Genomic DNA, 25,252 nt, shown 5'->3' with positions numbered 1-25,252 from the left:
AAATCGGCTCTCCAAAGGCTGCAGGACGGACTGATGCGACGTCGGGAATTGTTGTGGGGCATGGCGCTCGGTCTTCAGGCACCGGCTTTGGCCGCGGCGGCCCCGCTTCCTTTGCGGCGGCGGATCAGCCTCGTTCACAACGACCTGAACTACACCGCCTTCATCGACATCCCCGCCGGAGAAGCGCCGATTCAGGGTTGGCCGCTAATCCTCGTTCTGGATGGAAACGCCTATTTCGAAACCATGGTTTCCGCCGTTCGGACACAGGCTTTCGTGCCAGCATGGACAAGCATGCCGGAGGCCGTCGTCGTCGGCATCGATCAGGCGGGCGGTGGGCTGTTCGGAAGCGCCAGAACTTTCGATTATACGCCTGCTCCGCTGAAATCGCCGGATGCAGCGAAGCCAACAGGTGGCGGGGCGGACGCCTTCCACGCCTTCCTGATGCGCGAATTGCTACCTCAGGTTTCGACGGACGTCCGTATCGACCCCGCGCGCCGAATGCTGTTCGGCCATTCGCTGGGCGGGCTTTTTGTCCTCCACACGTTGTTCCGCCATCCTGAAAGCTTTTTCGGATATGGCGCTTCAAGCCCTTCGATCTGGTGGGCAGATCGCGCGATCCTTGAAGAACGGCAGCAGTTTCTGCGCTCGCCGCCGACGGCTGCGAAACGGCTTCTAATCAGCGTCGGCGAATGGGAAGCCCGGCTCAGCCCAGATGCCAAGGCGGCACCGGGGCAAGAGGAACGGCAAAAGATGCTGCAGGACGGCGCCATGGTTGGCAACGCGAAAGAGATGGCCGACATTCTGGGTGAAGTGACCAATCTGAAGGTCAGATATGATTTCCACGCCAAAGCGGATCATCTGTCGGTGCCGTTTGCTGCAATTCCGCTGGCCGCCCGCTTCATATTCGCAGATCAGCAATAATTTGCCGTTGACGACATTTTGTCCGATCAAAAAAAGGAGTGCGATGGATTGTCTGTCTCTTGAACTCTGATGAAGTATTTCCAGAGAATGTGGTTGGTTCCATTCCCGCCAGCTTTGCGGACATCCAAGCCTGATTCTGTTCGTCCAGTGGCTGCCGTCAATTCAGAAGTTGGGCGACGGTGGAAGCGACCTCCTGCAGACAATCTTCCACTGGCGATCAAACACAGAAAGCGAATGCCACATGGCACTTCTGGATCGCATCCAGCTCCTGCCCCGCTTTCCGGAACGCCTGCACCTGGTGCGGCAGTTCCTTCTGACCGGCATCCCGAATGCGCAGGATACCCTGTGCTTCCAGACTGCGGTGATCGATCCGTGCATCGATATCGAGCTCGGCCAGCCGGGTGTTCACATGCTCTGCCCAGTGCTCGCGCCACAGTTGCAGCAGCTCCGTGCGATTCCAGTCGCGCATTTTCGGGCCGAACCCGGGTTTGCCGTTCTCGCCTAGCTCAATGCCCCGCGGTCAGCATCACATGACCGACAGGCTGCCACTCGACAGGGTGCCGGCATGGGCCGGAAGCGCGTTCAGACAGGCCAATAGCAGGCCCAGCGCCAGCAGGGCGGGCGCAGCGAAGGCCCGCGCGGGATGGACAGATTCTCTCTTGAAATGCTGTTTCATGAGCTCTCTCCCCAAACAGTCTTGATACTGACTGGTATCGATTTGATATACTCATGCGCGGCCTCGCGCAAATACCGCCAAGGCGGCATCACCGCTCAATCTCCGGGTGTCGGCAGTCCGATCATCCGCGAGGCAGCATCGCTGACCCAGCGAATCCAGTCGCTGTCGCGGGCCGGGTCGCCCTGCTCGATCCGGAAGGCGGTCGCCTCCACCAGAAAGGCGACCGTTCCGTCCACCAGCGCCTCCAGCAGGGCCGGGTCCGAGCTGAGCGGATGCCGCCCTGCCATCAGGCGTTCGCGCGTTACGTCGCCCAGCAGGCGACGCACATCGGCGGCATAGTGCGACAGCGCCGGATCGTGCGCCGCCACGCGGAACAGCAGCAGAAAGGCGTCCGGATCTTCCCGTGCGCTCGCCAATGCCCGCTGCATGGCGGCGCGCATGCCGGGCCATGCCAGTTGCTCCGTCGTGGTGAAGCGATCCACCACCCGTTGCAGCACCGCTTCGATCAGTTCGTCCTTCGTCTGGAAATGGCGGTAGAGCGCCATCTTCGAAGTGGACAGGCCGCGCGCGATTTCCTCCATCGTGGTCTGGCGCAAGCCGCCCTTCACGAGCATCTCCGCCGCCACTCGCAGGATGCGGTCCCGGCGGCGGGCGCGGGCAAGCTGCCTTGGCTGCGGGCGCGTCTTCGCCGGGCTCTTCACATTCGGCTCCTTCGAAAAGCCAAGCTCTCCGATCTTTCCCGCCGCCGGTCAACGCCGGCTGGTTGATCTGTGCGATTGGATATCTCATGATACGGGAAAGTATCGATATGAGAAGGGGCGGAGCGATGCCTTATCTACATGCGCCGCTGGTTCGAAGGGTGGGGCCTGCCCTGCTGTTGGCGCTGCTGGCGGGCTGTTCCGCGCAGCCGCCTTCCGGCCCGGCCGCAAACCTCGCTGCCTGCCAGCCGCTTGGCGACGGATCGCCGGACTTCAGCGGCGGGGAAGATGCAGCCGCCGCGCCGGGCGGGCTGATCGTCTCCTTCGATGATCGACGGGGCGGGGGGCGGGGATCGCTGCGGCTGCTGACCGACGGCGCGGCTGGCGTGGCGCTCAGCGACGACCTGACCGGCGGGGTTCCGGCGCGTTTCCACCCGCATGGAATCGGGACGGTGGAAACGGCGGACGGGCTGTGGGTGATGGCGGTGAACCATCCCGACGGCTGGGATGGTGCGTCGTCCACGGTGGAGGTTTTCCAATGGTCGGGCGGGCGGCTGCTGCACAGGCGCTCTGTCTCCCTGCCCGGATTCCAGCGCCTGAACGATGTGCTGCCGGTTTCCGCCTATGCCTTTTACGCCACCAACGAAAGCCGTGCCGCCCATGGTGCGGCGCGGGAACTGCTGACCTATCTGCTGAAGCGGGGCGATGGATCGCTGCTGTTCCACGACGGGCAGGCGACGCGCGAGGTTCTGGGCGGCTTTGCCTTCGCCAACTCCGTGGAGCGGAGCGGCGCGGAGACGCTTGCCGTCAGCGATTCTATCAAGGGGCAGGTGCTGCTGTTGCAGGGCGATATCGGATCGGGCCGGGTGCATCTGGCGCAGACGCTCGACAGCGGCGAGGGGCCTGACAATCTCACCCGGCAGGCGGACGGCAACCTGCTGCTGGCGCGTCACGACCGGCTGCGGGAATTCGCGCAGCATGCGGCGGGCAAGAGCGCCGTGTCGCCTTGGTCTCTCGCGCGGATTTCGCCGGAAACCGGGGCCGTCACCACGCTTGTGGTCAGCGACGGCGTGGAGGCTCCCGCCGTGCCGGTGGCCTCCATGCTGCCTTCGGGGCGTGTGTTTCTGGGCAGCGTGTTCGGGCGCAGCTATGTCTGCGCGGCGGGGGCGCTCGGCATGTCGAAATCCACGAACACGCCGTAAAGCGTTTCGCCCCCCGCCTTCGCCTCGACGAACTGGCCGCGCCACAGGCCGGAGAAGATGGGGATCTGCTGGCGCGCGCGCACCTCGGCCGTTACCTCCAGCGAAGCGCCCGGCGCGCCCAGTGTCAGGGTGCGACTGTCGCCGGTTTCGGTGAAGCGCGCGCCGCGGAAATCCGTGGAGCCGCTGTCGGTCGCGCGATAGCCGCCCCCGCCGGACGCCCCGGCGATGGCGGTGATGCTGCTGTCTGGTCCCCACAGGCTGGCGTAGGAATAGGGCTGGTTGAAGCGCGGGGTTTCCTGCGGCTGTTCGTGGAACTGGCCGGTGGCAGGCCCCCGGAAGCGGCGGCCGTTCAGCTCGATATCCATCTCGCCCAGCCCGAACAATTCGCTGCGCCCCGGAAGCAGGCCGGCATAGCGGCGCGTGGGGTTCAGGCTGAGCTTCGCGTGGAAGGGGATATGCCCCTCGCCCTCGCGCGGAGCGCCGGTTGCGGCGAGACGCGCGCGCACGTCGGCGTGGCAGGATGTCGGCTTCAGCCGCTCGCCCGTGCGCCGTGCCGTCATTCCGCCCACGGCATAGAGCACATCCTTCGCCTCCAGCCGGGTCTTTTCCGGCCCGGTGGGCAGATGATGATCGTAGCAGGCGAAGAAGCCATCGGGCGTGAGTAGTTGCACCCACAGCCAAGCCCGGTTCGCGCCGGGATAGCGGCACAGCCGCGCCACCAGCTGGTGCGATCCATCCAGACTGGCAAGGCTCATCTGCACCGATTCGCTGGCGGCCGATACGCCATCCAGCGGGTCGCGGTTGCGCGGAATCGCCAGCGCCGGGCTTGCGAGCAGCGCGGCGGCCCCGCCCAGCAGCGTGCGGCGCGGCAACAGGATCGTTTCAGCCACCATATTCCTCCCGCAATTGCCGTTTCAGCACCTTGCCCAGCAGGTTGCGCGGCAGCGGTTCGGCGCGCAGAATCACCCGCGACAACCGCTGATGCTTTGCAAGGGTGGCATTGGCGAAAGCGGCAATCGCCTCCGCCGAAGCCTCCGCCCTGGCGGGCACCACCACGGCGACGGGGGTTTCCCCCCATTTCGCATCGGCTAGGCCGATCACCGCCACTTCCGCCACGCTTGCATGGCCGCGCACCACCTCTTCGAGATCGGCGCTGAAGATATTGAGGCCGCCGGAAATGATCATGTCTTTCTTGCGGTCGACGATGTGCAGGAAACCTGTGGAATCGAAATGACCCATGTCACCGGTGCGCAGGAAGGCCCGCCCGCGCGCATCGTGCCAGAGGATCGCCTGCGTCGCCTCCGGTCGGCCATAATAGCCCCGCATCAGCCCGGCGGAGCGGCCGACGATCTCGCCGGTTTCGCCCGGCGGCAGCAGTTGGCCATCTTCGCCGACGATCTCGATCTCCACCCCGCAGCCGGGGCGGCCGACGCTGTCGGCATGGGTTGCCATGTCGTGCGGCTTCAGGATGGTGGCAACGCCTTCGGTCAGCCCATACAGTTCGGCGAGTTTTCCGCCCAGCAGCGGCGACAGCCGCGCTTTCAGCGCCAGAGAGAGGGCGGACCCGGCGCTGACGACCATTTCCATCGCGGGGAACCCGGCTGTTGCGGCACCCAGCGGTTGCAGCATCGCCTGCAGCATGGTGGGCACCGCGAACATGTGCGTGGCAGCTTCATCGGCCAGCAGCGCGGCCGCGGCATCGGGCGTGAAGCGCTCCATCAGCAGACAGCACCCGCCCGAGGCGAGCGTGGGCAGCGCCATCATCCAGGTGCCGTTGGTGTGCAGCGGTGTTGCCAGCAGGGTGCGCGCGCGATCATCAATGCGGAATTCGGCGGCCAGACCAGCCGCCTGATCCATACGCGCGCGATGATCGTGCAGGATGCCCTTCGGCTCGCCGGTGGTGCCGGAAGAATAGATGAGCGTCGCCGGGTCTGTGCCGCCCGACAGTGGCGGTGTGAATCCGGCGGGTGCTGTGGGCAGATCCAGCGGCAGCGGGATGATCCCGGCAGCGCCGGCCGCCTCGGCCAACGGCAGCAGCAGCGGATCGACGAACAACAGCGCCGCCGCGCAATCCGCCAGCACGGCGGCGAGTTGCGGCGGGGAGAGCATGGGCGACAGCGGCGCGATCACCGCGCCAGCGCGCAGCGCCCCGAAGGCCACCGCATAGGCGTCCATGCGGTTGCCGGACAGCAGCGCCACCCGATCGCCGGGCTGCACGCCGCGTTCGGCCAGCAGGGCGGCGACCGAATCGATGCGCGCGGCGAACTCGCCCCATGTCCAGCAGATGCCGCCCTGCTGCAGCGCCGGACGTTCCGGCCGGTGGCGGCCGTGCGCGGCCAGAATTTCCGGCAGCGCGTTGAAAGTTGAACCGATCAAGCCGGGCTCCCCATGAATCTCCCCTTTTGTCAGCGTTGGATCGCGTTTCACGAATAATAGTGGCGGCATTTCCATCAAATGTGTAGACACTTTTTGTTATATTGAGGTTGAGGAGAGGTGCGTGGGGCCAGTCTATCTGATCGGAAGCCATATGACTGCCTTCGGCAAGCGGCCGGATATGTCGTTCAAGGCACTCGCTAATGAAGCGCTGGAAGGCGTGCTGGCCGATGCGGGCTTTGCCGATGGGAATATGATCGACAGCATCTGGTTCGCCAATTCGGCGATGGGGGCCGTGGGACAGGGCAGCATCCGGGGGCAGGTGTCGCTCTCGGACGCGTTTGCCGACGGCCGCCTGCGCATCGGCACACCGGTTGTGAATGTGGAAAACGCCTGCGCCTCGTCCTCCACGGCGCTGAACGGGGCGTGGAAGGATATTCTCTCCGGCCAGTCGCGTTGCGTGCTGGCGATGGGGCTGGAAAAGCTGTTCGATCCGGCCCCGGCGGACGATGCCGCAAAGGCGAAGGCGCTGGGTGGTTTCATGGCCGGGGCCGACATGCTGGAGCCTCGGAACTGGATCGATTATTACAAGGCGGTGGGCCGCGATCTGGGCGTGCCGTTCGAGATCGGGCCGGGCCGCAGCCCCTTCATGGACACCTATGCGATGCAGGCCATCTGGCACATGCGCCACCATGGCAGCACGGCGTGGCAGCTGGCGGCGGCGGCTTCCAAGGCGCATGGGCTGGGGGCGCTGAACCCCAACGCCCAATACCGGTTCAAACTGACGCCGGACGAGGTGCTGGCGGACCGGCCCGTGTCCGGCCCGCTGACGCGCGCCATGTGCGCCCCTATCGGCGACGGGGCGAGCGCCGCGCTGCTGGTATCGGCCGACATGCTGCGCGGGCTGGACCGGCGCGTGCGGGAGCGCGCGGTACGCATCCGCGCCAGCGTGCTGGAAGGCGGAAGCTACCGGCGGCCGGACGAACCCGGCTGCCTGGAACGGGCGGCGCAGCGCGCCTTCGCGCAAGCCGGGCTATCCGCACGGGATATCGGCGTTGTGGAACTGCATGACGCGACATCCTTCGGGGAAATCCATATTCCGGAATCGCTGGGCCTGTGCGCCAAGGGCGCGGCCGGGCCGCTGGCCGAAGCGGGGGAAACCGGGCTCCACGGCCGCCTGCCGATCAACCCCAGCGGCGGCCTCGTCTCGCGCGGGCACCCTGTCGCGGCGACGGGGCTGGCGATGATCCATGAACTGACGAGCCAGCTGCGCGGCGAAGCCGGGCCACGGCAGGTGCCGGACCCACGGATCGCGCTGGCGCAGAATGGCGGCGGGGTGATGGGTTTCGACGAGGCGATCACCTCTGTCACCCTGCTGGAGGCGGCCTGACCATGGAGAAGCCGTTCGGCGGCCGTGTCGCCCTCGTCACCGGCGCCGGGCGGGGGCTTGGCCGCGCCTATGCCGAGCTTCTGGCCTGGCGCGGCGCGCGCGTGGTGGTGAACGATCTGGATGAAGGCGAGGACAGCCCCGCACAGGAAACCGTGCAGGCAATCCGGGCGAAGGCCGGCGAAGCGATTGCCATTCCGGGCTCCATCACGGCACCCGGCATGCCCGCGGCGCTGGTGGAGCGGGCGCTGGAGGCGTTCGGGCGGATCGATATCCTGATCAACAACGCCGGCTTCCTGCGCGACCGCAGCTTCCGCAGCATGACGCTGGAAGATCTGGATTCGGTGATCGACGTGCATCTGCGCGCCGCCGCACACATCACTCACGCCGTCTGGCCGCATCTCTATGCGCAGGGCTATGGGCGCATCCTGTTCACCACCTCCACCTCGGGCCTTTATGGCATGCACGGGCAAGCCAATTACGACGCGGCGAAGCTGGGGCTGATCGGCCTGCAGAACGCGCTGAAGCTGGAAGGGCGCAGCCGCAACATCCTCGTGAACAGCATCGCGCCGCTGGCCGCCACCCGGCTGGCCGATGCCGCCTTTCCCCCCGAACTGCAGCAGCGCATGGGGCTGCACTGGGTGGCGGAAGTGGCGCTGGCGCTGGTGGCAGAGCCGTGCAGCCACAGCGGGCTGGTGCTGGAAGTGGGCGGCAACCATCTGGCGCGCGCGCGGATCGTGGAGAATGACGGGGTGCGGGTGGCGGAACCGACGCCCGAGTCGGCAATGCGCGCCATAGCCGAAGCGGCATCCGGCGGCGCGGAGCGCGGCTTCGATTCCGCGCCCGAAGCCGTTGCAAAAATCCTCGGCTTCGGCTCCTGAAGGAGCAGAGCCGCTGAACCCGGCACAGAGATGACTGGATCCCCCATGCCCGCCGAACGCGCAGACCAGCCAGTGGCAGGATCGGCGAAATCCCCACCGGAGATCGCCGACGTGATCCGGCGCGACATCCAGTCCGGTGCCTATCCGCCCGGCCATCATCTGGGCACGATCGAGATCGCCGAGCGTTTCGGCGTGTCGCGCGGGCCGGTGCGCGAGGCGCTGCGGCTGCTGGAATCGCTCAATCTGGTGCGCATCCTGCCGCGCAAGGGCGCGTTCGTGATCGCGCCCGGCGACGACGAGATTCAGGAACTGCTGGAGATTCGCGGCCTGCTGTTCGCGCTTTCGTGCGAGCGGGCAGCGCGCCGAATCACCGCAGAGGTGGCCGCCGATCTTGGCCGCCATGCGAAGCGGCTGACGGAGATGGCGGCCGATCCCGCCTGCTCGCCGCGCCGCTTCCAGCAGGGGACTTTCGATCTGGCCGAAACCGTGCTGCGCGCCTGCGGCTCCGAACGGCTGGCCGAGATGCAGCGGGAAATGACCTTCGGCGCGGGCATCGTTTATGGCCATTTGAGCTTCGCCACGCAGGACATGCGGGCAATCGAGGCGCGCGCCTTCGGGACGCTGGTGGAACTGATCGTCGCAGGCCACCCTGAGGAGAGTTTCAGGGCGGCGCGCCGGGTTCATGAGGATGGTGTGCGGCGGGGCGTCGAACTGGCGGCCCTGATGCCGAAACCGGCTCCGACGGATTTCCGGGGCAAGCGGAAGCGCCGATCCTAATCTTTAAAAGTGTCTACACTTTATACTTGTTGTGACGACATATTGCGGATAATCATCCTTGCGGAAGGCGTCGGGAGAGCGCCTGCGAGGAGGATATATGACCGGATTCCGCGTGGGCGTGGCCGCTTCGGCCATCGTCGCTGCCATGACTGCAACGCCGGCGATCGCCGCCGATCAGGCCGCACCGGCCACCGGGGGCGCAACGGCTGGCGCAGATGTAGAAGACATCATCGTTACAGGGCGCAGGCGGACGGAGAGCCTTGAGCGGCTGCCGTCTGCCGGCGACGTGATCCGTTCTGAAACGCTGGAGGATCGTGGAGTGGAGACCGGCAAGGACCTCTCCCACCTGATCCCCGGCGTGCAGGTTCTGGACAACGGCACCGGCATGAACGACGAAATGATCATTCGCGGCGAAGGCGCGACCCGCCAGAACAACATCGAACCCGGCGCGGGCCTCTATCGCGACGGCATGTTCATCGCCGGCGGCAATGTGGGCGGGCGGAACTTCGTGGGGCTGGACTTCTTCGATGTTAGCCGCGTGGAAGTGCTGCGCGGGCCGCAGGGCTCCTACTTCGGCCGCAACGCCATCGGCGGCGCGATCAACATCATTTCGGCGCGGCCCGGCGAAGGCCCGCAGGGGCGGCTGCGCTTCGATGTCGGTTCTCAGGACCGGATCGGCGTGGAAGGCATCACCAATGTGAAGATCGGCGAACTGGGCCTGCGCCTCGGCGGCTTCTACAATCTGCAGCAGGGCGGCTGGTATCGTTCCACCGTCACCGGCAACAAGCTGGATTATTCCAGCTCCGGAGGCGCGCGGCTGAGCGCGGTTTACGATCCGACGCCGAACTGGTCGCTGAGCGGGCTGGTGGAATATGGCGCGGAGGATGCGCCCGCGCCGCAGGTGTTCGAATATACGCTGCCGGTGAACGATCCGCCGATCAACAATCCCGGGCCGACGGGCTTCTATGTGGACCGTTTCGAGAAGGCGCTCGATCTCGACCCGAGGCTGACGCGCAACACCTTCTCCACCATGCTGAACTCGAAATGGCAGTTTGGCGGCGTGGAGCTGATTTCCATGACCGGCTATCGCCGCCGCGACGCCACCAGCCTGACAGACGCCGATTTCAACGCCAGCACCGCCGTGCAGCGGGCGCTGACGGCCACCGGCACCGGTTCGGAAACCTTCGAGCGCTTCGTGCAGGACCTTCGCCTGCAATCGACCGGCGACGGACTGCGCTGGGTGATCGGCGGCGAATATAACAAGGTGGACAGCGACTTCGCCACCGCGCTGATTCCCATCGTTCCCACCACTTTGCCGCCGGGATGCCTGGGCGGCGTCTGCACCCTGCCGGTTGCACAGGCGACGGCGCGCGCCGTCTATCGTCGGGTCAATTCCGAGATCGACGACCTGTCGTGGGCGGCCTATGGCGCGCTGACATGGCCGATCGCCGACCGCTTCGAACTGTCCGGCGATTTCCGCTACACGATCGACCGCAAGCGCTTCGACAGCGTGGAAGTCCGTCGGCTCGACAATCCGGCGACCCCGGTGAACGAGCAGGTGACGCTAACCATCGACCGTGAACGCACCTTCCGCGTGTTCACGCCGGGCGTCTCCGTCTCTTACTTCACGGATAGCGGTTCCATCTTCGCCCGCCTCGCCACCGGCTATCGCGGCGGCGGCTTCAACAACGATCCGGGCGAGCCGGGCGACGGCGTTTCCGATGTCGCCCTGCCGCCGGTGTTCGAGCCGGAATATGTCACCTCGGTCGAGGCGGGCGTGAAAGGGCGCATCGAGGGGCTGGGTCGCTTCGAGGTGAGCGCCTACCACAATTGGAAATCCGACACCTTCGTCAACTATTCGGTGTTCGTCGGCTGCGGCACCGTGGCCCGGCCGGGCTGCGCGGCCAACTCCGTCCGCAACGTGGGCGCGGTGCGCAATGCGGGCAACTCGGTGCAGTATGGCATCGAGGCCGAGTGGAGCGGCACGCTGGCCGCCGGCTCGCGTGGGCGCATCCTCTATGCCTTCAACGGCGCATTGGCGGGCGGCGAGTATAAGGAAGGCTATGTCTATCAGAACAGCAACAGCAACCCCGCCACCACGCTGTCCACCCGCGATCTGAAGGGCAAGCGGCTGGGGCGGCTGCGGGACCTGACGGGAAGCGCCACGCTGGGTTACTCGCACGAGGTGGCGGATGGCCTGCGGCTGTTCGCAAACGGCTCCGTCCGCGCCGAACTTGGTGGCTATGAAGACCCCGGCAACACCATCCCATACGACGATGTCGTGCTGGTGGACACCAATCTGGGGCTGCGCGCGGCTGGCTGGTCCGTGGTGCTGATCGGCAAGAATGTGCTGAACAACAGCTACTACAATATCAGCCCGCTGAACCAGACCTTCGGCACGCAATCCAACCAGCCGAGGACCTGGATGCTGCGCACGACGCTGAGCTTCTGAGGGACCAGCCGATGAACCTGAAGTCCGTATTTTCCCTGCTGCTGGTGCCGGTTGCGCTGGCAGCCGGCCCGGCCGGTGCCCAGTCTCCTCCCCCGCAGCCTGAGGTCCGGCCTCAGGCGCAGGCACCGGCCGGTGCCGAGCGCCGGACGATCCGGCACGACGGGTTGGAACGCAGCTACACGCTGGTGCGGCCGCCCGGCGTGGCCCACCCTGCGCCGCTGCTGCTGGTGCTGCACGGCGGCGGCACGGCGGACGGCGCGACGACCTTCCGGCTGGGCTTCCAGAAACTGGCCGCCCGCGATGGCGTGGTGACGGTGCATCCCGACGGGCGCGGCGAGGGTTGGGCGGACGGCCGCAGCGGCGCGTATCTCACCGAACGGCAGGGCGGGGTCGTCGATGATGTCGGCTTCCTCACCGCCCTTGTCGCGGCGCTCGTTGCGGAAGGCATCGCCGATCCCGCGCGGGTCTATGTGACAGGCGGTTCGAACGGCGGGATGATGACGCTGCGACTGGCCTGCGAAGCCGCCGGCACCTTTGCCGCCGTTGCGCCCTTCATCGCCAACTTCGCGGTCGGCATGACGCAGAGCTGCAAGCCATCGCGGCCGATGCCGATCCTGATGATCAACGGCGATGCCGACCCGCTGATGCCGTTCGCAGGCGGACGGGTGGCGGCGATGGCACCCGGTGACCGCGGCTCTGTGATATCGTCAGACGAAACGCTCAACTGGTGGGCACGCTTCAACGGCTGCACGGCAAAGCCCGCCGTCACCCGCCTGCCAGACGCCAACCCGGCAGATGGCACCCGCGTGCGGCAGGAGCAGTTCGCGGGCTGCAAGCCGGGCACGGAGGTGACGCGGTTCGTGGTGGAGGGTGGCGGCCATGCGCTGCCCGGCATGCCCATGCCAGCGGATGGCCCCCGGGCGAAGATGGCCGCCCGCCTGATCGGCCCCGTCAGCCGCGACATCGACGGCGCGGCGGTGATCTGGAGCTTCTTCACGCGACACGGGATGCTGACGCAGCCCGCAACGGAGAAATGACAATGGCAAGGCGCATCCTTTTTCGAGCCAGCGCGGTGGTGCTGGGCATCGTCGTCGGCGTGGGATCGGCGCTGCTGATGATCCGCAACGGCGCCATGATCGGCCGCGTGGACAACGGCCAGTGGTTTGGCAGCAGCGCCGTCGGCTCCACGGAGGCGGACCCCTATACGCGGGCGCTGGTGGCGCGGATCGGCCTGCTGGGGCTGAACCGCAACGAGACCATCTATTTCACCACCATGAAAGACAGCGCGGGCCGCCCCTATGACGGCCGCTGCACCTATCGCATCAGCGGCGGCGCGCTGCCCGCGCGCTGGTGGGCCGTCACCCTTTATGCGCCGGACAATTTCCTGGCGCAGAACGGCGACAATCACCCCTCCATCGACGCCACCTCGATCCAAACCGCGCCAGACGGCAGCTGGTCGGCGCGGATCGCCCCCACACAGGATGGCGCAGAAGACTGGATCAGCTCCCGCAACGCCGACGCCTTTTCCCTGTCCGTCCGGCTCTACAACCCCAGCGAGAAGGCGGCATCGGACATGCGCAACGTCAGGCTTCCGGTGATCGAACGCGTCAGCTGCGAAGGAGAGAAGGCATGAGCACGGCCGCGAAAAAAAGCTGGTGGAGATGGGTCGGCCTTTTCGCGCTGACGGCCGTGGCGGTGCATCTGGCCGCCGTGTTCGCCTATCCGCGCATCGTGATGTCGGGCGCGATCAAGCGGCTGTCGCGCGACGACACCGCCACCAACCAGTGGCTCCACGCCCCGCCAATGACGGAAAAGACCCGCGTGATCGTGCGCCCGTCCCCCGATCTCGCTTATTCCTCCTGCGTTTATGACCTTTCGAAAGGGCCGGTGCGCATAGTGGTGAAGCCATGGTCCGATTATATGTCGCTTTCGCTGTTCGATGCCGCGACAGACAATTATTACACGCTGAACGACCGGCAGATGCCGCGCGAAGGTGCGGAGGTGATCCTGCACAGCAAGGGGCAGGCGGTGCCCGCCGGATTGAAGCCGTTCGCAACGGTGGAAAGCCCCAGCGTACGCGGCGTCGCCCTGATCCGCAGGCTGGCCCCCACGGACGAGCGCTTCGCAGCCGCAGACGCGGCGCGCGGCGAGGAGAAATGCGAGCCGCTGAATGCAGGACAGCAAATTATGCCGAAGAACGGCCCTTCCACAGGGGGCCAATGATCCATCGCTGGCCAGCCGCGCGAGCAGCATTTTCCAGTTCCGCGAGCCGTTCCGAGCAGATCAGTTCCTCTTCGCTGATGCGGTAATGCTTTGAGTAGCGGGCCTTCCCATAGGCCTCCTTCAGCTTCTCGAACATTGCACGTTGCTTGCGGTCCTCACGCGGTCAAGCGCCGATCAAACTTTCGTCGATGCGTTCGGCTTCTGGCGTTTTGCGTCTCTCGAAATCGAATGATGCCGCAAGTTTCCTATTCGATGTCTACATTGAGATAATATCGGGCGTAACGCCGTTCGCCGGTGCGTTTGAGCGCCTTGAGGTCGACCAGCTCGGCAAGATCGCGGGTCGTCGTGGCCGATGATGCATCGGTGATCGCCTGATAGTTGTGGGCGCTGAGTCCGCCGTCGAAGCCATCTGGCCCCTCAGCGAACATGCGCAGGAGCGCCTTCTCCTGCCTCGCATTGATCTTGCCGTTGAGCCGGTCGAACGTGCGGGTTTTCTCGATGAGGAAACGGATGCGCGTGATCGTTCGCGCCTGCGCTTCAAGCACAATGTCCGCGAACCAGCCCAACCATGCGTCGATCTCGCTGGTCTCACTCGCGCGGTGAAGCTCGGCGTAATGGGCTTTGCGGTGACGATGGATGGCCTCGGCAAGCGCCGTCAGCGTCGGCGCATCCAGCGCCTGTGCGAGCGCCTTTTCAGCGATTGCACGGCCGATACGTCCGTTGCCGTCCTCGAACGGATGGATCGATTCAAACCATAGGTGCGCGATTGCCGCCCGTGTAATCGCGGCAAGCGGCATAGGCCCGTTCGGTGCGCTATCGTTGAACCATTGGACAAACGCCCGCATTTCATCAGGCACCTGATTTGACGGGGGCGCTTCATAATGGACGTTCGGCGCATGGAGCGGACCGGACACGATCTGCATCGGATAGGCATGGGTGCGATATGCCCCGATGTCCTTGATGTCCCTTCGACCATGCATCAGCATCCTGTGCCAATCGAATAACTGGCGATCCGTCAGCGGTTGCGCGTAACTCCGGTACAGATCGACCATAAGCTCAACGGCTCCGGTCTCTGCCGCATTGGCGCGACGCTGCGGGGTAGCAAGGCCGAATTGTTTGGCAACGGACGATTGCACACTGGCGCGGTCGAGCACTTCACCTTCAATCGCGGAAGTATCGACCGTTTCCTGTGAAATGATCTCGATGGTGAAGGCTCGCCGGGTATCCCCGTCGAGATGATGCAGGGTTCCGACGACGATGCCAGCACCCTTGAGAAACGAAGCTTCTGCCGGGCGCAAACGGGTGGCGTCATATTGGAAATCTGGCCATTCCGGCCTTTGCCAGTTCCAACGCATGATCGATTAGTCACCTTTCTATCGATCATGATATGCCCGATAATTGATTTATAAAACACCTTTCTATCGATCATCGGTCTTCACGAGAGAAGCCTGCCCGAGCGAGCGGGATTTATCCTGACTTCGATCACCCGCTGCGATACGACATTGCTAACCGCTCGAGCCTGTGCTGCTCGCGGAAGAATCCTTCTTCACTCTGATGCCCAGAAAAATGACCGTCTTCCGCTGGGGTATCAAAGGGGTCCCGGGCGCCCGAACTTGCGTGACCAGACGTGAAGCAATACGCCTCAGAATCAGCGGGTCCCAGGTTCGAGCCCTGGCGCGTTCACCATTTTTCAATAGGTTAGCCAGATTCGGCAGGGCCGTCGTCTGGGAAAGGCGGGCTTTGGGACGGCTTGGTGCCCGACGTGCGGGTGCGCCGTTCCGATGGTGTCGGGTCACAAGCTCGGTCCCGCCCCCATCCGTATTCCCCGATCCTTGACAGTCCAACCGCCCCCGCCCATCAAGCCGCCCGGGCACTGAGGAGCGGCGAATGGGCATCCTGCGCAACCTTGCAGACCGGGCCATGCTCCGCCTGCACAAAAGCAACGAGTATCAAAGCGCTGCGCTCCGCGCCTATTTCAAGCGCCATTATGACACCGAGATCGGGCTTTACAGCTATGGCTGCTTCGATCGCTGGCGCTTCCCGCCGCCCATCCGCATCGGCCGTTACTGCTCGTTCGCAAAATCGGTGCGCGTGGTGGAAGCCGATCACCCGCTCGGCGCGCTCTCCACCCACCCCTTCCTGTATGACAAGCGGCACACGGCCAACGCCCGGCCGCTGCCGCCGGTGCCGCCGCTGGTGGTGGAGGATGATGTGTGGGTCAGCCACAATGTCACCATCCTGCCGGGCTGCCGCTTCATCGGCCGCGGCGCGGTGATCGCGGCCGGGGCGGTCGTCACCAAGGATGTGCCGCGCTATGCCATTGCGGCGGGCATGCCCGCCGCCGTGAAGCGCATGCGCTTCCAGCCGGACGTGATCGAGGCGCTGGAGGCCAGCCGCTGGTGGGAGCTTTCGATACAGGAGCTGTCCGCCCGCGCCGCTGCGGACCCGGAACTGCTGTTCGCCCCCACGGTGGAGCGGCTGAAGGCCCTTACCGCCCGCTGATCAGACCGGGGAGACCAGCTTCAGCCCGATGATCGCGCCCACCAGCACGGCCAGCAGGATCAGCCGCATCGTCTCCACCGGCTCGCGGAACAGCCACATGCCCACCAGTGCCGTCCCCGCTGCACCGATTCCCACCCACACGGCATAGGCTGTGCCCAGCGGAATGCTCCGCTGCGCCCGTTCCAGCAGGATGAAACTCAAGGTTGCGCTGGCAAGGAAGCCGGAGGTCCAGCCGATATGGCGGAACCCGTCGGACATCCGCATGCAGGTGGTGAAGCCCACCTCGAACAGCCCGGCGGCCAGCAGCAACAGCCAGCCCATCAGTTCGCGCTCAAGGTCAGGCTCCGGAACCCAGCCGCGCCAGCGCGTCGCCTTCCAGCCGCCAGATTTCCCAGCCGACTGCGTGGCGCGCGCCCAGCATCTCGTAGAAGCCCTTGGCGCTATTGTTCCAGTCCAGCACGTTCCACTCCATCCGCCCGCAGCCTTGCGCCACGGCCATGCGCGCCAGCCGTGTCAGCAGTTCCAGCCCCACGCCCTGCTTGCGCAGGTCCGGCGCCACGAACAGATCTTCCAGAAACAGGCCGCGCTTCCCCGTCCAGCTGGAGAAGTTGAAGAAATACAGCGCCATCGCCTGCGCCTTGCCGTCCACAAAGCCCAGCAGCGCGTTCAGATGCCCGGCCTCCAGCGCCGCACGCGCGCCCGCCACCGTCATCTTCACCTTGTCCGCTTCATTCTCGTAAACCGCGAGCGCCGTCACCAGCGCCAGCACGTCGGCGGCATCGTCAGGCGTCGCCGCCCGGATGTCCAGCGTCATGCCGCCGCCTGCGCAGTTTCAGCCGCCAGCTTCGCAGCCTCGATCTCGGCGGCCTTCGCCTCAACCAACTTCACGATATGATCGACGATGGAATCGTCCGCCACATGATGGTCGGTCACGCCGCTCAGATAGACCATATGCTTGCCGTTGCCGCCGCCGGTCAGGCCGATGTCGGTTTCCCGCGCCTCGCCCGGCCCGTTCACCACGCACCCCAGCACCGACAGGCTCAGTTCGGTGGTGATATGCGCCAGCCGCTTTTCCAGCGTCTCCACCGTGCGGATCACGTCGAAGCCCTGCCGCGCGCAGCTCGGGCAGCTCACGATCTTCACGCCGCGCGCCCTTATGCCCAGCGATTTCAGGATGTGATAGCCAACCTTCACTTCCTCTTCCGGCTCCGCAGACAGCGAAACCCGCAGCGTATCGCCCACGCCGCCCCACAGCAGCATGCCCAGCCCGATGGAGGATTTCACCGTTCCGCCGATCAGCCCGCCCGCCTCGGTGATGCCAAGGTGCAGCGGATAATCGGATCGCGCGGCCAGTTCATTATAGGCCGCCACCGCCAGAAACACGTCGCTGGCCTTCACCGCCACCTTGAAATTGTGGAAGTCGGCATCCTCCAGCATCTTCGCATGCTCGAATGCGCTTTCCACCAGCGCTTCCGGGCAAGGCTCGCCATATTTTTCCAGCAGGTGCCGCTCAAGGCTGCCCGCGTTCACGCCGATGCGGATCGCGCAGCCATTGGCCTTCGCCGCCCGCACCACTTCCTTCACCCGCTCGGGCGAGCCGATGTTGCCGGGGTTGATGCGCAGGCAGGCCGCCCCCGCATCGGCCGCTTCCAGCGCCCGCTTATAGTGGAAATGGATGTCGGCGATGATCGGGATCTTCACGCCCCGCACGATTGCTGGCATCGCCGCCGTCGCTTCCACGGTGGGGCAGCTCACCCGGATCAGGTCCGCCCCCACCTCTTCGCAGCGGCGAATCTGCGCGATGGTCGCCGCCGCATCCTCCGTAGGCGTGTTCGTCATGGTCTGCACCGCGATGGGCGCGTCGCCCCCGATGGGGACATTGCCCACCATGATCTGCCGCGACTTGCGGCGAACAATGTCTCTCCACGGGCGATGGGACATCAGCGTCCTCCGGATACCACCACGGTCACGGCCCGGCGGTTCTGGGCCCATGCCTCTTCGTTGGACCCATCCACCGCAGGCCGTTCCTTGCCATAGCTGATGATGGACATGCGGTCAGCACCCACACCCTGGGCGGCAAGGAAATTCTTCGCCGCATTGGCCCGGCGCTCGCCCAGCGCAAGGTTATATTCGCGCGTGCCGCGTTCATCGGCATGGCCTTCGATGCTGGCCCGCACCTGCGGGTTGCGCGCCAGCCATTCGGCCTGCGCCCCCAGAATCTGCCGGGAGCGTTCATCCAGCCCATAGCTGTCGAAGCCGAACAGGATGGTGTCCGAACCGGCCGCTTCGATCAGCGCCGCCTGGCTGCCGGGCAGCGCGGTGGAGCCGACATTTTCCGGCGGCGGCACAGTGCCCGCCTGATCGATAGGGGCAGGCCCCTGCGGCTGCGCGGGCGCGGGCTGCCAGGCTTCGGGCGGCAGCACGTCGCGGTTGCTCTTGCAGCCCGCCAGCGCGACAGCACCGGCGATCAGGGCGAAAGTCAGAATCTTCTGGGTCATCAGGGTCTCCTTAATGCGGGGAGGCTCAGTTGGCCATCACTTCAACAGCGGCCCCCATGCGGGGTCGCTGGCTTCAAGCGGGGTTGGAATGCGCCGGTCGTTGCGGCCGGTCAGGTCGATGGAACGCAAACTGGAGCGCCCGTTGCGCTCGGTGCGGCTGAACAGGATCACCCGGCCGTTCGGGCTCCAGCTGGGGCCTTCATCCTGCCAGCTGTCGGTCAGCAGCCGCTCGCCCGATCCGTCCGGGCGGATCACGGCGATGCGGAATTTGCCCCCCTGCATGCGGGTGAAGGCGATCAGGTCGCCGCGCGGGCTCCACACCGGCGAACCGGCGCGCCCGTCGCCAAAGCTGATGCGCTGCGCCCCCGAACCATCGGCGTTCATCACATATAGTTGCTGCGCCCCGCCCCGATCACTTTCGAACACGATTTTGCGGCCATCGGGGGAGAAGCTGGGCGAGGTGTCGATGCTGTTGCCGTTGGTCAGTCGCCGCGTGGTCCGGCTGGCGATATCATAGGCATAGATGTCGGCATTGCCCGCCTTGGTCACGCTGAACACCAAGGTCCGCCCGTCCGGGGAGAAGCGCCCGGCGAAGCTCATGCTGTCGAACTCGCCCACCGCCTGCTGCTGCCCGGTGGACATGTTGTAGATCCACACGCGCGGCCGGTCGTTGGCAAAGCTCATATAGCTCAGCGTCTCGTTCACCGGCGAAAAGCGCGGCATCAGCACGAGGGACTGGCCGGATGTGAGGAAGCGATGGTTCGCCCCGTCCTGATCCATCACCGCGAGGCGCTTCACCCGCTTCGTGCGCGGCCCGCTTTCCGCCACATAGACGATGCGGCTGTCGAAATAGCCGCTCTCCCCCGTCAGCCGTGAATAGACGAGGTCGGAACATTTGTGCGCCGCCCGCCGCCAGCCCGCCGGAGTCACGGTGAAGCCCTGCGCCACCAGCCGCTCTTCGGAAAACACGTCATACAACTGGCAACCCACTGTCAGCGTGCCATTGGCGTTCGCCGTCACGAACCCCGTCACCAGCGCCTGCGCGGCCGCTGTGCGGAAGGCCCCGAACTGCGGCGCTTCCACATCCGCCATGCCCGGAGCCGGAAAAGCAGCCGGATCAATCGGCTTGAACAGCCCTGTGCCAGACAGGTTGCTGCTGATGATCCCGGCCACCTGTCGCCCCAGTTCCGTCGTGCTCCCGGCGGGCGTGTCCACCGAAGCGCCGGTCGCAAAGGCCGGAACGGCGACCGGCATGGGGGCGGCCACGCCGCTGGTGATGTCGATGCGCAACTGCGCGGCAGCCGGGGCGGCCAGCATCAACAGGATCAGGAAACGCAGCATCATGTCATCAGCCTCGGATCGAAATTAAGCTCAAATTCCCGCCAATAGGAATAAAGGTCCGCCGGCAGCTCCAGCGGGGCGCAACGCAGCACGGCGCGCCGTGCCGTCTCCACAAACGCGCGGGCATAGGCCTGGTTCCCGGCGGTCGCGCCGGTCTGGCTCACAAATTCGGGAGGTGCCGCCACGCTGCCGTCCTTGTTCAGCCGGATGCGCAGCACCGCCGTCATATCGGCCACGTCAGAGCCGCCGATGGGCGGGTTCCAGCACGGCGCGATCTGCGCGCGGATCGCCTGCTCCAGCGTCGCCGCCTGAATGGGCGACAGCCGCGATTGCTTCGGCAGCGCATCCTCGATGGTCTTGGCAAGGTCGCTCGTCTCGCGCGGCTTCGCGGCATTTGGCTTCGATTTGTCCACCAGTTGCGCGGATTGCCCCGCCACCGGCTTCACCGGGGCCTTCACCGGCGGCTGCTTTTTCGGCTGCGCGGCCGCCACTGCCTCAGCGATGGCATCCTGCGCGGCGGTGTCATTCGCCACCTTCGTTGGCTGCGGCACCGGAGGCGTCGGCACCTTCGGCGCTGGCGGCGCTTCGGGCATCGGTTCCGGCGCGGCCAGCGGCTCCGGGTCCTGCGGCGCGGCTTCCATCGAGGGCTTGGGCGGGGTCGTCACCTGCGCCATATCGGCAATGTCGACAAATTCCACCGGCGTCACATCCGGCTCGGCCGTCATCCGCATGCTGTGCGCCACCCCCAGAGACAGCGCGAGCAACAGCCCCACATGCAGCAGCGCCGCGATCAGAAGGGCACGCCCCTCCGTCATCCGGCAGGCTCGTCGGAACTGCGCGGCTGGTTCACCAGCGCCACGCGGGTGAAGCCGCTGCCCGTCACATCCGCCAGCAAGGCCGCCACCTGCCCATAGGGCAGCGCGGCATCCGCCCTGATCACCACGCGCGCATCCGTCCCGCGCGCCTCTTGCAAGGCCGCCAGCCGCGCCGCGAACGCCGCATCGCTCATCACCTCGTCGCCGATGGAGCGCTGCCCGCGCGCATCGATGGTGATGGAAATCGGCTGATTGTCACTCGGCAGCGCCTTCGCCGCCGTCTTGGGCAGGTCCACCGCCACACCCGTCACCAGCAGCGGCGCAGCCACCATGAAGATGATCAGCAGCACCAGCATCACATCCACCATGGGCGTGACGTTGATCTCCGCCATGGGCTGGCGGCGACGGCCCCTACGGCCTCCGCTAACGCCCATTGCCACTTAATGAATCCCATCCAGTTCACGCGACATCAGCGCATGAAAGGCAGAGGAAAAGCCCTGCAACCGGTCTTCCATCCGGTTGATCCGGTGCAGCAGCCGGTTGTAGCCGATCACCGCCGGAATGGCTGCGAACAGGCCGATGGCGGTGGCGAACAGCGCCTCCGCGATCCCCGGTGCCACCACGGCAAGGCTGGTGTTCTGCGTCGCGCCGATGGCGATGAACGCCCGCATGATGCCCCACACCGTGCCGAACAGCCCCACGAAGGGTGCCACGGAGCCAATGGTCGCCAGCACACTCAACCGGTCAGACAAGTCGGACACGCTGCGGTCGATAGAGGCCGCCATCACCGTGTGCAGCCGCGCGCGCACGCCCTCGCGGTCCACATTGGCGCGGCCTTCTACGCTCGCCTGCCACTCGTCCATTCCGGCGCGGAACAGGTCGGCGGTCGGGTGGCTGCCCTTGGTCGCCTGCAGTTCGTCCAGCGTCTTCGCCTTCCAGAAGCGCTCCTCGAATCCGGCCGCTTCCTTGTCGATCTGCCGCAGCCTGCGCGACCGTTCGAATATGATCGCCCACGACCAGATCGAAGCCAGCAGAAGCCCGATCATCACCGCCTTCACGACGAGATCGGCCTGCATGAACAGCGCCCACGGAGACATCGTCTCCGCCGTTTTCACCATCAGCTGGTCCAAGTCATTCTCCGGCCGGGGGTGTTTCGTGTCACCCCGGAAATAGGTTCCGGTGCTTTACGGGAAATGAACGGGTCCGCTCAAGAGTCCGCAGGCAGAAGCCGGGCAAAAGCGTCCATCCAGCTGGCAGGCTGCCGCCGCGGCCGTCCGGCAGGCGTCAGGAAACCGGCGCGCACGCTGGCATCCACCAGCAATTCGCGGCCCCGTAGGATGCGCTGCCCCATGCCAACACTCGCCCCGCCCAAAGACAGGCAACGCGTCTCGATCAGCAGATCATCGTCCAGCTTTGCAGGGCGCAGATATTTCAGCTGCACATCGGCCACGGCATAAACGCCCTCGCCGCTTTCAAACGCCGCGCGCTGGTCAATGCCCACCACGCGCAGCAAATCGCTGCGCGCCCGTTCCATGAAGCGCAGGTAATTGGCATGATAAACGATGCCGGAAAGGTCTGTGTCCTCGAAGTAGACGCGCAACGGAAACCGGTGCACGCCTGCCTCGATCACACCTGAAGCCGGCGCGATGGCCGCGCCGGCTGCCATCACTTACGCTTCGGCCTTCTCGGCAACCGGGCGCGCATCGCGGCGCTCGGCGATCCGAGCGGACTTGCCGCTGCGGCCACGCAGATAATAGAGCTTCGCCCGACGCACCGCGCCGCGACGAACCACTTCGATGGTCTCGATGATCGGCGAATAGAGCGGGAACACCCGTTCCACGCCTTCGCCGAAGCTGATCTTGCGAACGGTGAAGCTGGAGCCCATGCCCTTGTTGGAACGCGCGATGCACACGCCTTCGAACTGCTGCACGCGGGTGCGCTCGCCTTCCTTCACCTTCACGCCGACGCGCAGCGTGTCGCCGGCGCGGAATTCGGGAACGCCACGGGCTGCCTTCAGCTTGGCGATATTTTCGGCTTCGATCGTCTGAAGCAGGTTCATTCGTCTCTCCATCGGGTGCGTCCGAAGTGTCGCCTTCGTCGCCCCATGCCCTTATGCGTGGGCCGGTTGATGTCGCCAGAGGGCGGATGCATCGGGCCGGTCCTTCTCAGGACTCGTCCGTCAGCAGGTCAGGCCGCCATAGCCTCGTGTCCTCGATGGCCTTCCGCTTGCGCCAGGCCTCGATCTTCCCATGGTCACCAGAGGTCAGAACCTCGGGTATTCCATGCCCCTCCCACACGGCGGGTCGGGTGTAGTGCGGATATTCCAGAAGGCCGCTTTCGAAGCTTTCCTCGTCTCCGCTGGAAGCCGCGCCCATTACGCCGTTCAGCAGCCGAACACAAGCGTCCAGCAAGGCGATCGCCGCCACCTCCCCGCCGGAAAGGATAAAGTCCCCCAAAGCAACGGGTTCCACGCCGCGCCCGGCGAAGATCCGCTCATCGAACCCCTCGAATCGCCCGCACAGCAGGGTCACCCCCGGCCCAGCCGCCAGTTCGCGCACCCGCTTCTGCGTCAGCCGAGGCCCGCGCGGAGTCAAAGCCAGCACCGGCGCGAGCGGAGAAGCCGCCCGCGCAGCATCCACGGCCTTCGCCAGCACATCCACCCTCAGCACCATTCCCGGCCCGCCGCCAGACGGCGTGTCATCCACATTGCGATGCCGACCCTCGGCGAAATCCCGCAACTGCAGGGTCTGAAGCGCCCACCGCCCTTCTTCCAGCGCCCGCCCCGCCAGCGAATGCCCCAGCGGCCCCGGAAACATCTCCGGATACAGCGTCACCACCTGCGCCCGCCAGCTCATGGCCGCCATTCTTCCACATCCAGCCCCGGCACATCGGCAAATCCGCGCCGGTCATTCGTCACCAGCCGCGCCCCCAACGCCAGCGCATGGGCCGCAATCAACCGATCAAATCGCGCCCGGCGAAACGGTAACCGCGCATAGGAATCAGCCGCTGCCCGATCAAAGGGAAGCACGGGCACCAGCCGGAAGAACCGCTGCCCCGCCTCCCACTGCGCCGATCCCGGGATCAGGCCCATGGCCACCTCGCCATAGCTGATGCTGGAAACAGCGATCTCATCGGCACGCGCCATCACCCGCTCCAAGACCGACTGCACGCCGCCCAGCCAATAGATGCAGATATTGGAATCGAGCAGGAACTTCGGCAGCTCAGTCAAGCTTGATCCCCAGCAGATGCCAGGGCAGTTCCCGCTCTTCGAACTCGCGATCCTCAGGCGGAATCGGCTTCAGTCCCGGAACCGAGCCGAAGGTGGCCATCAGCGCCTCACGCCGCGCCTCGGCAGACAGCACTGGCTCGATCACGTAACGCCCATGCTCCTCGCGCACGATCACTTCCTGCCCCAATTCCAGCGGATAATCGGCAGGCAGGCGCACAGCCTTGCTGTTGCCGCTCTTGAAGACCTTGGTGCTGCGGGTTTTGCCGATGCCAGACTGCGCATTCATGGCCGTCTCCGTATATACATTACGTATATACTATTCCAGCCACCCGGCGTCAATCACCAGCGGGTCGGCCACCTCTGCCACCGCCGCCGGAATCAGCGGCACCAGCACGCTGCGCCCGCCAGCCAGACGCACCTCCAGCAAATCGGAGGCGCCGAAATTCTCCACCGCCACCACCTCGCCCAGCGGCTCTCCGGCAGGCGAAACCACCTTCAGGCCCACAAGGTCGTGCCAGTAATATTCGCCGTCCGGCAGCGGCGGGAGGCTGTCGCGCGGCACCGTCAGCAAGGTGCCGCGCAGGGCTTCAGCCGCCGTCCGGTCCGCCACTTCGGCAAAGCGCGCGACGGCTCCCTGCGGCCCGGGCCGCAGGGATTTCAACGTCAGAACCCGCCCCCCCGCTTCAAAGCGGGATTGCAGTTTCAGGTTTCCGGCATCGGGCGTGAACAGCTTCAGCCGCACTTCGCCCGAAATCCCATGCGCGCCGGCGACGGCCGCCATCACGACAGGCCGCCCGGCGCCCATCGGGCTCAGCCCTCAGCCGCTTCTTCGGCCGCAGCTTCTTCGGCAGGGGCTTCAGCGGCAGGATCTTCCGCCACAGCTTCTTCAGCCGGGGCCGCAGCAGCAGCGGCAGCCGCTTCAGCTGCTTCGGCTTCCTTCTGCGCCTTCAATTCCAGCCGTTCCTTGGCCTTTTCGCCCGGCTCGGCCTTCTTCGGGTTGTTCTTGGCCGTGCGGGTCAGCAGGCCAGCCGCGTCCAGAAACCGCTCGACCCGGTCGGTCGGCTGCGCGCCAACCGAAAGCCAGTGCTTCGCACGCTCGGTGTCCAGCGTCACGCGGGCATCCGAATCCTTCGGCAGCAGCGGGTTATAGGTGCCCAGCTTCTCGATGAAGCGGCCGTCGCGCGGGGCGCGGCTGTCGGCCACCACGATGCGATACACCGGGCGCTTCTTCGCGCCACCGCGCGACAGACGAATGGAAAGTGCCATAATCTTCTTCC

General features: G+C 65.7%; 30 protein-coding genes and 2 pseudogenes. 10 read left to right on the top strand and 22 right to left on the bottom strand.

Annotation, left to right across the window (positions count from 1 at the left end; all coding sequences use genetic code 11):
• Positions 1-33: 33 nt before the first annotated feature.
• Positions 34-921 carry an alpha/beta hydrolase gene (locus FJQ54_RS10830; protein WP_140928427.1) on the top strand — a complete coding sequence of 296 codons (888 nt, stop codon included), beginning with the start codon at positions 34-36 and terminating at the stop codon, positions 919-921.
• Between the two features lie 337 nt (positions 922-1,258).
• Here FJQ54_RS10830 and FJQ54_RS10825 read toward each other — a convergent pair.
• The 3 genes and pseudogenes from FJQ54_RS10825 to FJQ54_RS10820 form a co-directional block, all read right to left on the bottom strand.
• Positions 1,259-1,414 (bottom strand): annotated as a pseudogene (locus FJQ54_RS10825) (MobA/MobL family protein); the annotation flags it as partial.
• Positions 1,415-1,447: 33 nt separating this feature from the next.
• The gene (locus FJQ54_RS17505) at positions 1,448-1,597 is read right to left on the bottom strand and encodes a hypothetical protein (RefSeq protein ID WP_181160103.1); all 150 of its coding nucleotides are present in this window, start codon (positions 1,595-1,597) and stop codon (positions 1,448-1,450) included.
• A gap of 95 nt (positions 1,598-1,692) precedes the next feature.
• Positions 1,693-2,298: a TetR/AcrR family transcriptional regulator gene (locus FJQ54_RS10820; protein WP_140928426.1), complete on the bottom strand. Its 606-nt coding sequence runs from the start codon at positions 2,296-2,298 to the stop codon at positions 1,693-1,695.
• A gap of 125 nt (positions 2,299-2,423) precedes the next feature.
• Here FJQ54_RS10820 and FJQ54_RS10815 point away from each other — a divergent pair, with 125 nt between their 5' ends.
• A complete protein-coding gene (locus FJQ54_RS10815; protein ID WP_140928425.1) occupies positions 2,424-3,497 on the top strand; it encodes an SMP-30/gluconolactonase/LRE family protein in 1,074 nt (357 codons plus the stop codon).
• Here FJQ54_RS10815 and FJQ54_RS10810 read toward each other — a convergent pair.
• Together FJQ54_RS10810 and FJQ54_RS10805 are read right to left on the bottom strand one after the other, a co-directional pair.
• The gene (locus FJQ54_RS10810; RefSeq protein WP_140928424.1) at positions 3,443-4,390 is read right to left on the bottom strand and encodes a hypothetical protein; all 948 of its coding nucleotides are present in this window, start codon (positions 4,388-4,390) and stop codon (positions 3,443-3,445) included. The genes FJQ54_RS10815 and FJQ54_RS10810 overlap by 55 nt on opposite strands.
• Positions 4,380-5,873 (bottom strand): class I adenylate-forming enzyme family protein, encoded by a 1,494-nt coding sequence (locus tag FJQ54_RS10805; protein WP_181160102.1) that lies wholly within the window; start codon positions 5,871-5,873, stop codon positions 4,380-4,382. The genes FJQ54_RS10810 and FJQ54_RS10805 overlap by 11 nt, the downstream gene beginning before the upstream one ends.
• A gap of 121 nt (positions 5,874-5,994) precedes the next feature.
• Between FJQ54_RS10805 and FJQ54_RS10800 the strand changes: the two genes are divergently transcribed.
• The 7 genes from FJQ54_RS10800 to FJQ54_RS10770 all read left to right on the top strand — a co-directional run bounded on the left by FJQ54_RS10800 (position 5,995) and on the right by FJQ54_RS10770 (position 13,590).
• A complete protein-coding gene (locus tag FJQ54_RS10800; protein ID WP_140928422.1) occupies positions 5,995-7,260 on the top strand; it encodes a thiolase family protein in 1,266 nt (421 codons plus the stop codon).
• Positions 7,261-7,262: 2 nt separating this feature from the next.
• Positions 7,263-8,138, top strand: coding sequence for an SDR family NAD(P)-dependent oxidoreductase (locus tag FJQ54_RS10795; RefSeq protein WP_140928421.1), 876 nt, complete (start codon positions 7,263-7,265; stop codon positions 8,136-8,138).
• 45 nt (positions 8,139-8,183) lie between these two features.
• The gene (locus tag FJQ54_RS10790; protein WP_207790408.1) at positions 8,184-8,915 is read left to right on the top strand and encodes a GntR family transcriptional regulator; all 732 of its coding nucleotides are present in this window, start codon (positions 8,184-8,186) and stop codon (positions 8,913-8,915) included.
• A 97-nt stretch (positions 8,916-9,012) separates the two neighbouring features.
• Entirely contained in the window at positions 9,013-11,367 is a 2,355-nt protein-coding gene (locus FJQ54_RS10785; RefSeq protein ID WP_140928419.1) for a TonB-dependent receptor, read from the top strand.
• An 11-nt stretch (positions 11,368-11,378) separates the two neighbouring features.
• Positions 11,379-12,404: an alpha/beta hydrolase family esterase gene (locus FJQ54_RS10780; protein ID WP_140928418.1), complete on the top strand. Its 1,026-nt coding sequence runs from the start codon at positions 11,379-11,381 to the stop codon at positions 12,402-12,404.
• A 2-nt stretch (positions 12,405-12,406) separates the two neighbouring features.
• Positions 12,407-13,000 (top strand): DUF1214 domain-containing protein, encoded by a 594-nt coding sequence (locus FJQ54_RS10775; protein WP_181160101.1) that lies wholly within the window; start codon positions 12,407-12,409, stop codon positions 12,998-13,000.
• The gene (locus tag FJQ54_RS10770) at positions 12,997-13,590 is read left to right on the top strand and encodes a DUF1254 domain-containing protein (RefSeq protein WP_140928416.1); all 594 of its coding nucleotides are present in this window, start codon (positions 12,997-12,999) and stop codon (positions 13,588-13,590) included. Before FJQ54_RS10775 ends, FJQ54_RS10770 begins: the two co-directional genes overlap by 4 nt.
• On the opposite strand, the pseudogene FJQ54_RS10765 reads toward FJQ54_RS10770, so the two are convergent.
• Positions 13,553-13,792 (bottom strand): annotated as a pseudogene (locus FJQ54_RS10765) (hypothetical protein); the annotation flags it as partial. The gene FJQ54_RS10770 and the pseudogene FJQ54_RS10765 overlap by 38 nt on opposite strands.
• Before the next feature lie 43 nt (positions 13,793-13,835).
• Positions 13,836-14,945, bottom strand: a complete 1,110-nt coding sequence (locus tag FJQ54_RS10760; RefSeq protein WP_140928415.1) for a Fic family protein — start codon at positions 14,943-14,945, stop codon at positions 13,836-13,838.
• Between the two features lie 532 nt (positions 14,946-15,477).
• On the opposite strand from FJQ54_RS10760, the gene FJQ54_RS10755 reads away from it, so the two are divergent.
• Complete coding sequence (locus FJQ54_RS10755) at positions 15,478-16,092, top strand: CatB-related O-acetyltransferase (protein ID WP_140928414.1); 615 nt, start codon at positions 15,478-15,480, stop codon at positions 16,090-16,092.
• Here the strand turns inward: FJQ54_RS10755 and FJQ54_RS10750 are convergent, their stop codons facing one another.
• The 15 genes from FJQ54_RS10750 to rpsP form a co-directional block, all read right to left on the bottom strand.
• Positions 16,093-16,413: a DMT family transporter gene (locus FJQ54_RS10750; RefSeq protein WP_140928413.1), complete on the bottom strand. Its 321-nt coding sequence runs from the start codon at positions 16,411-16,413 to the stop codon at positions 16,093-16,095.
• A 16-nt stretch (positions 16,414-16,429) separates the two neighbouring features.
• Positions 16,430-16,906 carry a GNAT family N-acetyltransferase gene (locus FJQ54_RS10745; RefSeq protein ID WP_140928412.1) on the bottom strand — a complete coding sequence of 159 codons (477 nt, stop codon included), beginning with the start codon at positions 16,904-16,906 and terminating at the stop codon, positions 16,430-16,432.
• The gene (gene ispG, locus FJQ54_RS10740; protein ID WP_140928411.1) at positions 16,903-18,033 is read right to left on the bottom strand and encodes a flavodoxin-dependent (E)-4-hydroxy-3-methylbut-2-enyl-diphosphate synthase; all 1,131 of its coding nucleotides are present in this window, start codon (positions 18,031-18,033) and stop codon (positions 16,903-16,905) included. Before ispG ends, FJQ54_RS10745 begins: the two co-directional genes overlap by 4 nt.
• Complete coding sequence (pal, locus tag FJQ54_RS10735; protein WP_140928410.1) at positions 18,033-18,590, bottom strand: peptidoglycan-associated lipoprotein Pal; 558 nt, start codon at positions 18,588-18,590, stop codon at positions 18,033-18,035. Before pal ends, ispG begins: the two co-directional genes overlap by 1 nt.
• 36 nt (positions 18,591-18,626) lie before the next feature.
• Complete coding sequence (gene tolB, locus FJQ54_RS10730; RefSeq protein ID WP_140928409.1) at positions 18,627-19,934, bottom strand: Tol-Pal system beta propeller repeat protein TolB; 1,308 nt, start codon at positions 19,932-19,934, stop codon at positions 18,627-18,629.
• Complete coding sequence (locus FJQ54_RS10725; protein WP_140928408.1) at positions 19,931-20,746, bottom strand: energy transducer TonB; 816 nt, start codon at positions 20,744-20,746, stop codon at positions 19,931-19,933. The genes tolB and FJQ54_RS10725 overlap by 4 nt, the downstream gene beginning before the upstream one ends.
• Positions 20,743-21,138 carry an ExbD/TolR family protein gene (locus FJQ54_RS10720; protein ID WP_140928407.1) on the bottom strand — a complete coding sequence of 132 codons (396 nt, stop codon included), beginning with the start codon at positions 21,136-21,138 and terminating at the stop codon, positions 20,743-20,745. The genes FJQ54_RS10725 and FJQ54_RS10720 overlap by 4 nt, the downstream gene beginning before the upstream one ends.
• A gap of 48 nt (positions 21,139-21,186) precedes the next feature.
• Positions 21,187-21,864, bottom strand: coding sequence for a protein TolQ (gene tolQ, locus FJQ54_RS10715; RefSeq protein WP_140928552.1), 678 nt, complete (start codon positions 21,862-21,864; stop codon positions 21,187-21,189).
• Between the two features lie 89 nt (positions 21,865-21,953).
• Positions 21,954-22,412 (bottom strand): YbgC/FadM family acyl-CoA thioesterase, encoded by a 459-nt coding sequence (locus tag FJQ54_RS10710; RefSeq protein WP_140928406.1) that lies wholly within the window; start codon positions 22,410-22,412, stop codon positions 21,954-21,956.
• A gap of 3 nt (positions 22,413-22,415) precedes the next feature.
• A complete protein-coding gene (rplS, locus tag FJQ54_RS10705; RefSeq protein WP_140928405.1) occupies positions 22,416-22,805 on the bottom strand; it encodes a 50S ribosomal protein L19 in 390 nt (129 codons plus the stop codon).
• A 106-nt stretch (positions 22,806-22,911) separates the two neighbouring features.
• Entirely contained in the window at positions 22,912-23,601 is a 690-nt protein-coding gene (gene trmD, locus FJQ54_RS10700; protein WP_140928551.1) for a tRNA (guanosine(37)-N1)-methyltransferase TrmD, read from the bottom strand.
• Positions 23,598-23,975: a type II toxin-antitoxin system VapC family toxin gene (locus FJQ54_RS10695; RefSeq protein WP_140928404.1), complete on the bottom strand. Its 378-nt coding sequence runs from the start codon at positions 23,973-23,975 to the stop codon at positions 23,598-23,600. The genes trmD and FJQ54_RS10695 overlap by 4 nt, the downstream gene beginning before the upstream one ends.
• Positions 23,968-24,261: an AbrB/MazE/SpoVT family DNA-binding domain-containing protein gene (locus FJQ54_RS10690; protein WP_140928403.1), complete on the bottom strand. Its 294-nt coding sequence runs from the start codon at positions 24,259-24,261 to the stop codon at positions 23,968-23,970. The genes FJQ54_RS10695 and FJQ54_RS10690 overlap by 8 nt, the downstream gene beginning before the upstream one ends.
• A gap of 30 nt (positions 24,262-24,291) precedes the next feature.
• A complete protein-coding gene (gene rimM, locus FJQ54_RS10685; protein WP_140928402.1) occupies positions 24,292-24,780 on the bottom strand; it encodes a ribosome maturation factor RimM in 489 nt (162 codons plus the stop codon).
• A 5-nt stretch (positions 24,781-24,785) separates the two neighbouring features.
• Entirely contained in the window at positions 24,786-25,241 is a 456-nt protein-coding gene (rpsP, locus tag FJQ54_RS10680) for a 30S ribosomal protein S16 (RefSeq protein WP_140928401.1), read from the bottom strand.
• Positions 25,242-25,252: the final 11 nt, after the last annotated feature.

Origin of the sequence: Sandaracinobacter neustonicus (assembly GCF_006385875.1) — a bacterium.
Lineage (GTDB): Bacteria > Pseudomonadota > Alphaproteobacteria > Sphingomonadales > Sphingomonadaceae > Sandaracinobacteroides > Sandaracinobacteroides neustonicus.
This window is presented reverse-complemented; position numbering and strand designations above follow the sequence as displayed.